This window comes from Pseudoalteromonas sp. NFXS39 (assembly GCF_040148775.1).
Lineage (GTDB): Bacteria > Pseudomonadota > Gammaproteobacteria > Enterobacterales > Alteromonadaceae > Pseudoalteromonas > Pseudoalteromonas apostichopi.
In genome coordinates this window covers 18,129-31,824 of record NZ_JAGDEC010000004.1, presented here as the reverse complement: position 1 = coordinate 31,824, position 13,696 = coordinate 18,129, and the positions used below count along the sequence as shown (strand labels likewise).

8 protein-coding genes are annotated in these 13,696 nt (G+C 41.1%); 6 read left to right on the top strand and 2 right to left on the bottom strand.

Annotated elements, in window-relative coordinates; translation table 11 throughout:
* Positions 1 to 2: 2 nt before the first annotated feature.
* The 5 genes from J3455_RS08745 (at position 3) to argA (ending at position 8,077) form a co-directional block, all read left to right on the top strand.
* Positions 3 to 2,822 carry a 2-oxoglutarate dehydrogenase E1 component gene (locus tag J3455_RS08745; RefSeq protein ID WP_349561554.1) on the top strand — a complete coding sequence of 940 codons (2,820 nt, stop codon included), beginning with the start codon at positions 3 to 5 and terminating at the stop codon, positions 2,820 to 2,822.
* A 3-nt stretch (positions 2,823 to 2,825) separates the two neighbouring features.
* A complete protein-coding gene (odhB, locus tag J3455_RS08740; RefSeq protein WP_239977753.1) occupies positions 2,826 to 4,325 on the top strand; it encodes a 2-oxoglutarate dehydrogenase complex dihydrolipoyllysine-residue succinyltransferase in 1,500 nt (499 codons plus the stop codon).
* Between the two features lie 177 nt (positions 4,326 to 4,502).
* The gene (sucC, locus tag J3455_RS08735) at positions 4,503 to 5,669 is read left to right on the top strand and encodes an ADP-forming succinate--CoA ligase subunit beta (protein WP_054551366.1); all 1,167 of its coding nucleotides are present in this window, start codon (positions 4,503 to 4,505) and stop codon (positions 5,667 to 5,669) included.
* On the top strand, positions 5,669 to 6,541 hold the full coding sequence (gene sucD, locus J3455_RS08730) for a succinate--CoA ligase subunit alpha (protein WP_130051420.1): 873 nt from the start codon (positions 5,669 to 5,671) through the stop codon (positions 6,539 to 6,541). Before sucC ends, sucD begins: the two co-directional genes overlap by 1 nt.
* Before the next feature lie 195 nt (positions 6,542 to 6,736).
* Positions 6,737 to 8,077: an amino-acid N-acetyltransferase gene (gene argA, locus J3455_RS08725; protein ID WP_167657603.1), complete on the top strand. Its 1,341-nt coding sequence runs from the start codon at positions 6,737 to 6,739 to the stop codon at positions 8,075 to 8,077.
* Positions 8,078 to 8,126: 49 nt separating this feature from the next.
* Here the strand turns inward: argA and J3455_RS08720 are convergent, their stop codons facing one another.
* Positions 8,127 to 9,197 carry a DUF3083 family protein gene (locus J3455_RS08720; protein WP_349561553.1) on the bottom strand — a complete coding sequence of 357 codons (1,071 nt, stop codon included), beginning with the start codon at positions 9,195 to 9,197 and terminating at the stop codon, positions 8,127 to 8,129.
* A gap of 228 nt (positions 9,198 to 9,425) precedes the next feature.
* Between J3455_RS08720 and glnS the strand changes: the two genes are divergently transcribed.
* Positions 9,426 to 11,093 carry a glutamine--tRNA ligase gene (glnS, locus tag J3455_RS08715; RefSeq protein WP_349561552.1) on the top strand — a complete coding sequence of 556 codons (1,668 nt, stop codon included), beginning with the start codon at positions 9,426 to 9,428 and terminating at the stop codon, positions 11,091 to 11,093.
* Between the two features lie 98 nt (positions 11,094 to 11,191).
* Here glnS and J3455_RS08710 read toward each other — a convergent pair whose 3' ends face one another.
* Complete coding sequence (locus tag J3455_RS08710; protein ID WP_349561654.1) at positions 11,192 to 13,594, bottom strand: TonB-dependent receptor; 2,403 nt, start codon at positions 13,592 to 13,594, stop codon at positions 11,192 to 11,194.
* Positions 13,595 to 13,696: the final 102 nt, after the last annotated feature.

Below are 13,696 nucleotides of genomic sequence, written 5' to 3'. Positions count from 1 at the left end.
AAATGCACGAAGGTGTGATGAAGGCATGGCTAGAATCTTCTCACTTAAACGGCGGTAACGTTGCTTACGTAGAAGAGCTTTATGAAGCGTACTTAGATGATGCGACTTCTGTGCCAGAAGAATGGCGAGAAGTGTTCGAACAATTACCAAAAGTTGATGGTGTGGATGTTGACGTAAAACATTCAGATGTTCGTGCACAATTTGCACAGCTTGCTAAAAACAAGCATAGAGAAGTAGTGGTAGCAGAGGGTGGCTCTGGCGATCCTAAACAGGTCAAAGTGCTACAACTTATTAATGCTTTCCGTTTCCGTGGTCACCAAAATGCCAACCTAGATCCGTTAGGTATCTGGGAACGCGAGCGAGTTCGAGATCTTGAACTTGAATACCACGATTTATCTGAAGCTGATTTTGACCGTGAATTCAATGTGGGTTCGTTTGCTGTCGGTCGCGAAACCATGCCATTAGGTGAGCTATATCAAGCACTCAAAACTACTTATTGTGGGTCGGTTGGTGCTGAGTATATGCACATCACTTCAACTGAAGAAAAGCGTTGGTTACAACAACGTTTAGAATCAGTGCAATCACGTCCAAAGTTCTCTAAAGGAGAAAAGCTACGTATCCTTAAAGGATTAACAGCTGCAGATGGCCTTGAAAAATATTTAGGGGCTAAGTTCCCTGGTGCAAAACGTTTCTCACTTGAAGGTGGTGACGCATTAGTACCAATGCTTAAAGAACTAATTCATCGTGCAGGTGAAAGCGGACAAAAAGAAGCTGTTATTGGTATGGCTCACCGCGGTCGCTTGAACGTACTAGTGAACGTATTAGGTAAAAACCCATCAGAATTATTCGATGAGTTCGCTGGTAAACACAAAGACACATTAAGCTCAGGTGATGTTAAATATCACATGGGTTATTCATCTGACTTTGCAACTAAGGGTGGCAACGTGCACATGGCACTTGCATTTAACCCGTCTCACTTAGAAATCGTTAATCCAGTGGTTATGGGTTCGGTACGTGCTCGTTTAGACCGTCTAGGTGATAAGTCAGGTATTAAAGCATTACCGATTACTATTCACGGTGACTCTGCAATCGCAGGTCAGGGTGTTGTTCAAGAAACATTTAACTTATCGCAAACTAATGCATTTAGTTGTGGTGGTAGTATTCGCATCGTTGTAAATAACCAAGTAGGTTTCACAACGTCTAAACAGTCTGATGTACGTTCTACACCTTACTGTACTGATATTGCGAAAATGGTTCAGGCACCAATTTTCCACGTTAACTCTGACGATCCTGAAGCGGTAGCATTTGTCACTCAAATCGCGCTAGATTTCAGAAACCAGTTTAAACGTGATGTAGTGATTGATTTAGTATGTTATCGCCGTCATGGTCATAACGAAGCGGATGAGCCGAATGCGACTCAACCACTTATGTACCAAAAAATCAAAAAGCATCCAGTACCTCGTCTAATTTACGCAGATCAATTAGTTGCTGAAGGTTCATTCTCAGAAAATGAAGTAAAAGCACTTGCTGATGATTACCGTAACGGTCTAGATAAAGGCAACTGTGTTGTTGAAGAAATTCAACTAGAAACATCGCACTCTTCTGATTGGGCTAAGTTTGTTGGTCACGATTGGGATGTTGAGTACGATGCAACTGTATCTGTTGAAAAATTAAAAGAACTTGGTAAAAAAGTAGCAAGCTTCCCAGAAAGCCATAAAGCTCAGTCGCGTGTTAATAAAATCTACGATGACCGTAAGTTGATGGCTACAGGTGAAAAACCACTTGATTGGGGTATGGCTGAAACACTTGCTTATGCAACGCTTGTTGATGCGGGTACAGATATCCGTTTAACTGGTCAAGACTCTGGCCGTGGTACATTCTTCCACCGTCATGCGGTTATCCATAATCAAAAAGATGCATCAACATACTTACCGCTGCAAAATATCAGTGAAAATCAAGGTGCATTTGAAGTTTACGATTCAGTTCTTTCTGAAGAAGCTGTTCTTGCGTTTGAATATGGTTATGCTACAGCTGAACCTACTTCACTTGTAATGTGGGAAGCACAATTTGGTGATTTCGCGAATGGCGCACAAGTTGTATTTGACCAATTCTTAAGTTCAGGTGAGCAGAAGTGGGGTCGTTTATGTGGTCTTACATGTTTACTTCCACATGGTTATGAAGGTCAAGGTCCAGAGCATAGCTCGGCACGTCTAGAACGTTTCTTACAGTTGTGTGCTGATCACAATATGCAAGTATGTGTTCCTTCAACACCTGCACAAGTCTATGCAATGCTTCGTCGTCAATCTGTTCGTCCTTTACGCCGTCCATTGATTGTTATGACGCCTAAGTCGCTACTTCGTCACCCGCTGGCAACATCTTCACTTGAAGAGTTATCAGAAGGTGTGTTCCACAATATGATTGACGAAATCGATGATATTGCAGCAGATAAAGTAGAACGCGTTGTATTTTGTAGTGGTAAAGTTTACTACGAGCTACTACAAGAGCGTCGTAAGCAAGAATTAAATAACATTGCTATTGTTCGTGTAGAACAACTATATCCATTCCCACATGCTGAGATGGATACAATCATGCAGCGTTACCAACACGTTAAAGATTTTGTTTGGTGTCAAGAAGAACCGCAAAACCAAGGTGCATGGTATTGTTCTCAACACCACTTCGTTGATGCAATTCCAGCCGGTGCTAAATTAACTTACGCAGGTCGTAAAGCATCAGCATCACCAGCGTGTGGTTACATGTCAGTGCATAATAAAGAACAACAAGCGCTCGTTGCAGATGCGCTTACTATTGAAAAGAAAGGATAAGCAATGAGCACAGAAATTAAAGTTCCTGTACTTCCTGAGTCGGTTGCTGATGCTACTGTTGCAACATGGCACGTAAGTGTTGGCGACAAAGTAAGCCGCGACCAAAACTTAGTAGATATCGAAACAGATAAAGTTGTTTTAGAAGTTGTTGCACCAAATGACGGTGTAATCACTGAAATTTCACAAGAAGAAGGTGCAACAGTACTTGGCGAACAAGTAATTGCATTACTTGGTGATGCAGATGCTGCACCAGCAAGTGACGAATCTGCACCAGCTAAATCAGAAGACGCGCCAGCGGCGCAATCAGCACCAGCATCAGAAGGTAAAGAAGTGGACATTAAAGTACCTGTACTTCCAGAATCAGTCGCAGACGCGACAATTGCTACTTGGCACGTTCAACCAGGTGAAGCGGTAACTCGCGATCAAAACCTTGTTGACATCGAAACTGATAAAGTTGTTCTTGAAGTTGTTGCTCAAGAAGACGGCATCATGGGTGAGCACATTCACGCTGAAGGCGAAACAGTACTTGGTGAGCAAGTAATTGGTAAAGTTAAAGCGGGTGCAGCACCTGCAGCGCCAGCAGCTAAAGCTGAAGAAGCGCCAGCAAGCGATTCAAATGATAGCTCTGACGTATTAACGCCGTCAGTACGTCGTTTAATTGCTGAGAAAGGCCTTGATGCATCAAAAATCAAAGGTTCTGGTAAAAATGGTCGTGTAACAAAAGAAGATGTTGATAAGTTCTTAAAAGCACCTGCAGCAGCACCTAAAGCTGAAGCAGCAGCACCAGCAGCACCTATGGGTGACCGTACACAAAAACGTGTTCCTATGACTCGTTTACGTAAAACAATCGCTAATCGTCTTCTTGAAGCGAAAAACTCAACTGCAATGTTAACGACATTCAACGAAGTTAACATGAAGCCAATCATGGATCTTCGTAAGCAGTACCAAGAAGTTTTTGAAAAACGTCACGGTATTCGTTTAGGTTTCATGTCTTTCTATGTGAAAGCCGTAACTGAAGCACTTAAGCGTTTCCCTGAAGTAAATGCGTCTATTGATGGTGATGATATTGTTTATCACAACTACTTCGACATCAGCATCGCGGTTTCTACACCACGTGGTCTTGTTACACCAGTACTTAAAGACTGTGACAAGCTTTCTGTTGCTGAAATCGAAAAAGGTATCCGTGAGCTAGCGCTTAAAGGTCGTGACGGTAAATTATCAATTGATGACATGACTGGTGGTAACTTCACCATCACTAACGGTGGTGTATTCGGTTCATTACTATCTACTCCAATCATCAACTTACCACAGTCTTCAATCTTAGGTATGCACAAAATCCAAGAGCGTCCTATGGCTGTAAATGGTAAAGTTGAAATCTTACCAATGATGTACTTAGCGTTATCTTATGATCACCGCCAAATCGATGGTAAAGAATCTGTAGGTTTCTTAGTAACAATTAAAGAGTTACTTGAAGATCCGACTCGTTTACTACTAGATGTTTAATCTGGTTGTATGAAAACTAAGCTGTGAACCTTGTTCACAGCTTTTTTTTTGCGCCTTTGGTCTAACTGGGGTTTTCATGTGGAGCCTTGGGATTTATACTAAGTGCGCAATTTGGGATAGCTGTTTATTTTGCATAAATATTCAGCTCTTTTAGTATAAAAAATTGGATAAAGCATCATGAATTTGCATGAGTATCAGGCAAAACAACTTTTTGCCGAATATGGTTTACCAGTTTCTCAAGGTTTCGCTTGCGATACACCTGAAGAAGCTGCAGCAGCTGCTGAGAAAATCGGCGGTGATATGTGGGTTGTTAAAACACAGGTTCACGCAGGTGGCCGTGGTAAAGCTGGCGGTGTTAAGCTAGTTAAAACAATCGACGAAGTTAAAGAGTTCGCTGCGAACTGGTTAGGTAAAAACTTAGTTACTTACCAAACAGACGAAAATGGTCAGCCAGTAGCTAAAATCCTTGTAGAAAGCTGCACTGACATCGCTAACGAATTATACCTTGGCGCTGTAGTAGATCGTGCTTCTCGTAAAGTTGTTTTCATGGCATCTACTGAAGGTGGTGTTGAAATCGAGCAAGTTGCAGAAGAAACTCCAGAACTAATTCACAAAGCTGAGATCGATCCACTAGTTGGTCCTCAAGCTTACCAAGCTCGTGAGTTAGGCTTCAAACTAGGTTTAAACCCTACTCAAATGAAACAGTTCGTTAAGATCTTCATGGGTCTTGCTAACATGTTCAACGATTTCGATTTCGCACTATTAGAAATCAACCCGCTAGTAATCACAGACGAAGGTAACCTTCACTGTCTAGACGGTAAAATCGGTGTAGATGGTAACGCGCTTTACCGTCAACCTAAAATCCGTGAAATGCACGATCCTTCACAAGAAGACGCGCGTGAAGCTCACGCTGCAAGCTTCGAGCTTAACTACGTTGCACTAGACGGTAACGTAGGCTGTATGGTTAACGGTGCAGGCCTAGCGATGGGTACTATGGATATCGTAAACCTACACGGTGGCAAGCCAGCTAACTTCCTAGATGTTGGTGGCGGTGCAACTAAAGAGCGTGTTTCTGAAGCATTCAAGATCATCTTATCTGACGACAACGTTAAAGCTGTTTTAGTTAACATCTTTGGTGGTATCGTACGTTGTGACATGATCGCAGAAGGTATCATCGGCGCAGTTAAAGAAGTGGGTGTAAACGTTCCTGTAGTAGTTCGTTTAGAAGGTACTAACGCTGAACTAGGTCGTGAAGTACTAGCTAGTTCTGACCTTAACATCATCGCTGCTGAATCACTAACAGACGCAGCTGAAAAAGTTGTTGCTGCTGCGGAGGGCAAATAATGTCTGTATTAATCAATAAAGATACAAAAGTTATCTGTCAAGGTTTCACTGGTGGCCAAGGTACTTTCCACTCAGAGCAAGCGCTTGAGTACGGTACACAAATGGTTGGTGGTGTAAGCCCAGGTAAAGGCGGTCAAACGCATCTTGGTCTTCCAGTATTCAACACAGTACGTGACGCTGTTGAAGCAACTGGCGCAACTGCATCAGTTATCTACGTACCAGCACCTTTCTGTAAAGATGCAATCTTAGAAGCAATCGATGCTGGCATCGAGCTTATCGTTTGTATCACTGAAGGTATCCCTACACTAGACATGGTTGACGTTAAAGTTAAGCTTGATGAAACTGGTGTTCGTATGATCGGTCCTAACTGCCCAGGTGTTATCACTCCTGGTGAAACTAAGATTGGTATCATGCCTGGTCACATCCACAAGCCTGGTAAAGTAGGTATCGTATCACGTTCTGGTACGCTTACTTACGAAGCGGTTAAACAAACTACTGATGCTGGTTTCGGCCAATCAACATGTGTTGGTATCGGTGGTGACCCTATCCCTGGCACTAACTTCATCGACGTTTTAGAAATGTTCGAAAAAGACGAGCAAACTGAAGCTATCGTTATGATCGGTGAAATCGGTGGTACTGCAGAAGAAGAAGCTGCAGAATACATCAAGCACAACGTGACTAAACCTGTTGTTTCTTACATTGCTGGTGTTACTGCACCTGCAGGTAAGCGTATGGGTCACGCTGGTGCAATCATCGCAGGCGGTAAAGGTACTGCTGATGAAAAATTTGCTGCATTAGAAGCTGCTGGCGTAAAAACTGTACGTTCACTAGCTGATATCGGTGCTGCACTTAAAGAGAAAACAGGCTGGTAATCAGTTTATAATCTCTTAAGAAAGGCTCGCTTATGCGGGCCTTTTTTGTATTTGCTTCTTTTTAATTTATGGTATGAAAAATTCTATAGCAAATTAAGAATAATAATGCTTTATTTGTGAATATAAATTCTCTACACTTGTGGCTTGTATATCTGTTTTTATTAAAACACTCGACTTTAATAAGGTAAATATTACGTGCGTACCACAGAATTGGTAGATGGATTTCGCCAGTCAACCCCATACGTTAATGCTCACCGCGGTAAAACTTTCGTTGTTATGCTTGGCGGAGAGGCGATTGACCAGTCTGGTTGTCGTAGCATCATTAATGATGTTGCGCTTCTAACCAGTCTTGGTATTAAGATTGTATTAGTATTTGGGGCTCGTCCACAGTTTAATGCGGCACTTGAACAAGTTGGCATAACTAGTCAGTTTCATAATGAGATACGAGTGACTGATAATGCAACTTTTGAAGTCATTAAAAAGGTCGCGGGTGCTATGCAATTCGATATTACTGCGCGCTTATCAACCTCTTTAAGTAGTACTCCTATGTCAGGTTCATTTCTAAATGTAGTGAGTGGTAATTTTGTTATTGCTCAACCTTTAGGGGTTGATGAAGGTGTAGACTATCATCATTCAGGTAGAGTAAGACGTGTTGATGTCGCGGGGATTCGCCATCAATTAGATAACAACGGTATTGTATTACTTGGACCAATCGCGGCATCGGTTACCGGTGAAAGCTTTAACTTAACTGCAGAAGAAATTGCAACACAAGTAGCGCTAAAGCTTCGTGCAGATAAAATGCTCGGGTTTTGCCAAGAAGCTGGTATTTTAGATGAAAATGGTGAAGCGATTGCTGAGTTAATGCCAAATGAAGCTGAGCAACTATTAGCAAGTTATCGTAATCAACCAGATGCATGTTTAAGTGCAACGGTTTTCTTACAAGCGGCGATTGATGCTTGTCGTGGTGGCGTGCATCGTTGTCACTTAGTTAGTTATAAAGAAGACGGCGCGTTACTACAAGAGTTGTTCTCATTAGATGGTATTGGTACACAAATCGCGCCGCAAAGCTCTGAACAATTACGAAGTGCTAGCATCTCTGATATTACCGGTATTATTAATCTTATCAGGCCACTTGAACAGCAGGGGTATTTAGTACGCCGCTCTCGTGAGCAGCTTGAAATTGAAATTGAACAATTTACTGTGATAGAGCGTGATGGGCTTATCATTGCCTGTGCGGCTTTATATCCGTTTGCAGATGAACAAGTGGGGGAGTTTGCAAGTCTTGCTGTTCATCCTCAGTACCGAGATGCAGACCGTGGCAGTTTTCTGCTGCGGTTTATTATTAATAAAGCCAAACGTGCAGGTTATTCGCATTTATTTGCGTTGACTACCCGTAGTATTCATTGGTTTTTAGAGCAAAGCTTTGAACTGGTCACGGTTGATGAATTACCTGAAAAGAAAAAAGCACTTTATAACTATGAGCGTCGTTCTAAGGTGCTACGACTAGACTTAACTAAGCTAAGCAATAATCGATAATTAAAAGGTGACGTGAATACGTCACCTCGATTAATTAAACTAAACTTAGTTAGTATTGATAGTTTATGTGCTGATAAAAACGAACACGTAAATCTTGACGAGTTGGATTAAATGCCAGTTCATCTGTCACTTCATTAATCGCACTCTGTACATGATTCATAAACTTGCCATAACCAATGTCATGTTTGTCTTTGTCTGCTGCTGCTATTACGAAATGCAGTGAATCAACAAGTTGATTTGCATTCCAATATTGTTGTAATTGTACTTGCTCAGAGCTGCAATCAAAGGTTAACTTTTGTAGTTCACTGTTACTTTGTGCGTTATCAATATTACTATTTCGGACAATAGGTCGTGTTCCATTAGCGATAAATGCACCCAGTGTTAATCCGCGTTTATCACAAGCACGTTTAAACGCATCAAAAATGTATTGATAAAACTCGGTGTAATTCTCTTCATTCAACATATGTTGAAATTGAGTTTTGATAGCACGAGTCACAGGAATCGAAAAACCTGCATAAGCTATCTCACTGTGTTCAGTTGGTAAATGACATTGGCGAGATTGAAAGCGAGGATACAAGCTTCGTAATTTATAACCATAGCTTTCTTTGTGACCTTTTGCTTTGGCAAATAAATCATAAGTAAGGTGTTGGTGATCACGAACTTTTAAAGTTGGCTGATTGCTTAATATCTTTTCTTGTAAAGAGTTTATTACTCGCTGCACATTATGATGAAAACTTGCCGCATTAGCGCGAATATCTTCACCAGTCGCCAGGAACAATAAACGAATTTTTTTGCATTTTTGTTCACCATCAGCAAACACATTGTGTGCTTCATGGTATTGAGGGTTATAGAAAAATAAAATTTGTTTCGCGGTTTCTAAACTATACGCCTCATCATGGTAACGAACTACCGGCAGTTTATCGTTAGCGATTAAGTGAACATTGTGTAATTCATACTCATCACAGAGTGCAAATAACTCCCTTGCAAGACGCTTATAAGCACAGCTAACATTTGTGAACTGGGCAAAAAACTCATCAGTAGGTTTAAATTCAACTAACACATACTGATTTGCACGTGCTGAGCTTGGAATATAGACTCGGTGTTGATTGAGCGAAGCCATCTTTTTTCCTTATTGGTAGTGAAACTAGTGGCACTATATCGTTAGTCAATGATCATTTTATTGCGTTAGAACAATTTTTTTAGCGTTTTTGTTGAGTCTGTGAACTATGTATTCAACAATCGACTTAATATCTTCAATAAACATGATTCTACTACTGTATGTTAGGGTTTGTTTTTGTAATAATGCATTAGTTTTGTCACCATGCAATATTCAGAGGATTATGCTCCTATGGCGGAAATTGAGAATCGCCCAAGTAACTTTATTAGAACGCGTATCGATGAAGATCTCGCAAGCGGTAAGCATGCGACTACACACACGCGTTTTCCACCAGAACCAAATGGTTTTTTACACATTGGTCACGCGAAGTCTATTTGTTTGAATTTTGGTATCGCCCAAGATTATCAAGGTCTTTGTAATTTACGTTTTGATGATACGAATCCAGAAAAAGAAGACATCAACTACGTAAACTCAATTAAAGAAGATGTGCAGTGGTTAGGTTTTAAATGGGATGGTGAAATTAAGTATTCATCTAACTATTTCGATGCTTTATATGGTTATGCTGTTGAGCTTATCGAAAAAGGCCTAGCATATGTATGTTTCTTATCTCCTGATCAAGCAAGAGAATACCGTGGTACTTTGAAAGAACCAGGTAAAAACAGTCCTTACCGCGACACGCCAGTTGAAGAAAACCTAGCGCTTTTTGAAAAAATGCGAAATGGCGAATTCAAAGAAGGCGAGTGTGTACTGCGTGCAAAAATCGACATGGCAAGCTCATTTATGGTATTGCGTGATCCGATTTTATACCGTGTACGTTTTGCTCATCACCACCAAACGGGCGACAAATGGTGCATTTATCCAATGTACGACTTCACGCATTGTATTTCCGACGCGCTAGAAGGCATCACACATTCATTATGTACGCTTGAATTCCAAGATAACCGTCGTTTATACGATTGGGTATTAGATAACATCAGCCTTGAGTGTCATCCACAACAAATCGAGTTTTCACGATTAAATCTTGAATACACCATTATGTCTAAGCGTAAATTAAACGACTTAGTAGTTAATGGCCATGTTGAAGGATGGGACGACCCACGTATGCCGACGATTGCTGGTCTACGTCGTCGTGGTTATACACCTGCCTCAGTACGTGAATTTTGTTCACGCATCGGTGTCACTAAACAAGAGAACATGGTTGAAATGGGCATGTTAGAAGCATGTATCCGTGAAGACCTAAACGAAAATGCACCACGTGCAATGGCTGTTCTTGATCCGGTCAAGGTTGTTATCGAAAACTATGATGCAGATAAAGTAGAAACCTTGTCTGTTGCAAACCATCCGAATAAAGAAGAGATGGGTCGCCGTGATGTGCCTTTCACTCGTGAGCTTTATATCGAGCGTGAAGACTTCCGTGAAGAAGCAAACAATAAGTTCAAGCGTTTAGTGCTTGATAAAGAAGTACGTTTACGTGGTGCATATGTAATTAAAGCCGAGCGTGTTGAAAAAGACGAAAATGGTGAAATTACCACTATATTCTGCTCTTACGATCCTGAAACACTGGGTAAAAACCCAAGTGATGGCCGTAAGGTTAAAGGTGTAATTCATTGGGTATCAGCAAGTGAATCTATCACAGCTGAAGTTCGTTTATACGACCGTTTATTTAACGTACCAAACCCAGCGGCTGCCGAAGACTTTAACGCAACACTTAACCCTGAATCTCTAGTGGTTCTTGCAAATGCTAAAGTAGAGCCTTCACTTGCTAATGCACAAGCGGAGCAGGGCTTCCAGTTTGAGCGTACAGGCTATTTCTGTCGTGATAGCAAAGCAGATTCATTAGTATTCAATCAAACTGTGGGTCTTCGAGATTCATGGGCGAAGATTGAACAGAAAGGCTAAACCCCTTTACTAATTGTTTAAGTTTCTAAGCTTAATAAAAAACCCTTTCACTTTTAAAGTGAAAGGGTTTTTTTATAACTATTAAAAGTTAAATCAAATTAAAAATAGCCACGAATACCTAGGCTGAAGTTACGACCTGGTAGTGGAGCCTTTTCTTTAATAAATGAACTGTGTACGAAGCCTAATTCATCGGTTAAGTTGTCAACATTGATATAAAGTTGTGTATCCACAGGACCTAGGTCAAGTTGATAGTTTGCTGATGCATCAAACAGGGTATAACCCTCTGTTTTTGTCTCGTAAGCAGTAATGTCAGACTGCTCAAAATAATGAGTCCCTGTTAGGCTAAATTTCCAATCAGCAATTGTGTACTGTAATTCAGAGCCTAGTTTATTAGCTGGGATACGAGGTAAATAACCTTCATCATCTTTTAGTTTAGCGGTTGTTGAATCACCAAACACTTTAACCAAGGCACTTGGCGTTACTTGATAGTGTACGTCAAATTCAATGCCGTATAGTTTTGCATCTTTACTACTGAACTGATAAACCGCCATTGCATCTTCGTCTGCTTCAGCTGCAGATTCTAAGCCATGCTCTTCATCAAATACCAAACCTGTATTTTGCTGGTAGTAGTAGTTTTCAATGTCGTTATAGAAGAAGTTAACTGTATAACCAAAATCACCAATAAAACGGCGGAAACTTAAATCAAAGTTGGTTGCAGTTTCTTGCTCGATATCCTCTGGCTCAAAATGAATTTCGCTGTCTTCAATATGATAACCTAAGCCAAGCTCGTAGGTACCTGTTGCGATATGAACACCGTTTGACAGTAATTCAGCACTTAGTGGCGCACGTTCAGAACGAGACACACTTAAAGCTACACTTTGGCCTTCTTGATATTGCCAAATTGCACCTGCAGATAAGCTCAGGTTTGTGAAATCTTCACTGTAGTTGATGATTTCAGCTTCTTCGTCATGGTGCTCTTCTTCCTCTTCATGATCGTGATCATGATGATGCTCAGCCATGCTTACAGCAGAGTCGATTTGGTAATCTTCAAGGCGTGCACCTAGCTCAACGGTCACATCACCAAACTGGCGCTCTTCAAGCATAAAAATTGCGTTTGTTTTAGTCACACTTGCAGGTGTAAAAGCTTCTTCACCATCTGCATCGTAGTCAGACTCAGTGTAGTGATAACCTGCCATACCGTGCCAAAGGCCTAACTTGTGCTCAACGGTTGCACGTGCTTCAGTTGTTTTGTTTGTAAACACTGTTCCCACGGCACCATCTTCAATTTCTGCATGTTTATAGTCGGTGTAGCCAACGCGTAGTGAGATATTTTCAATCCAGTTATCATGAAGTGCATAGCTCATGTAACCTTGCCAGCGATCTTGCTCTAGCTGAGCGAAAACAGGTTCTTCATGTTGATCATGCTCGTCTTCATGTTCATCTTGCTCGTCATGCGCATGATGATGGTGTGAATGAGCAGGAATACCATAATCAGTTTCGATACGACCATAAGAAACACCCAGTGTTAGGTGGTCGCCAACATAACTTGTACCAAAGTTAACAGTTTGGCTATCGATAAAGGTGTTTTCAACACTGTTAGCTGTTTCGTGTTCTTCATGATCTTCACCTTCATGTTCGTCATGCTCTTCAGGAAGCTCGAACGTTGGTGTTTTGTAGTCATGACCTTTACGCTTAGTACCATCAAAATGGAAGTTAAAACCATCGTTACCGGTTTCAAGTTTTGCAGCATAAGTGTTGGTATTTGATACCGTATCGTGAGTGTATTGTGCAGCACCTGTTAAAGTATCAATGTTATCCGTTGGAATACGGTTATCAACTACGTTGACCACACCACCAATTGCGCCAGAGCCATAAAGTAGGGTAGCAGGGCCACGAAGTACTTCGATTTGCTCAGCTGCTAAGCTGTCGTTCGATGTTGCGTGATCTGGACCAATTCGTGATGCATCGCTGCTATCAAGACCATTTTGGGTGATTTTTACACGCGGACCATCTAAACCACGAATAATTGGGCTAGAAGATACAGGGCCAAAATAGCTTGCATTAACACCGGGTAAACCTTTTAGTGTTTCGCCTAGTGTAGGTTTAGCCTTGTCTTTTAGTTCATCGCCCGCTAATACATTAACTGGCGAAATCATCTCAAGACTATTCTTATGAAGTGCTGATGCATAAACAACAACCGTTTCAACGGAAGTAGGTGTAAGTGTAACGACTAGGTTTTGATCGTCACCATTAATAGCAATGCGTTTATCGATGAAATTATTTTTACTGATGTGTAGTTGACCTTGGTTGTCTACATCAATTTTAAACTGACCTTGTTTGTCAGTAACAACGCTTTGAGATTTACCGTGTACGTGTATTTCAGCATTGCTGATAGGTTGTTGGTTTTTATCTAATACTTGACCTGTGATCACAGCAGCCATTGTGGATTGAGAAAACAGCGCAGCGGCAACAGCACTAGAAAGAATTGAAACTTGTTTCATCATTACTACTTCTAAGTTTGTTGTTAAGTGTTGCGTTATAATATAACACTGCAATTTTTCAATCGCAATAACGTTATACTATAACTTTCCATTAAGTCGCGA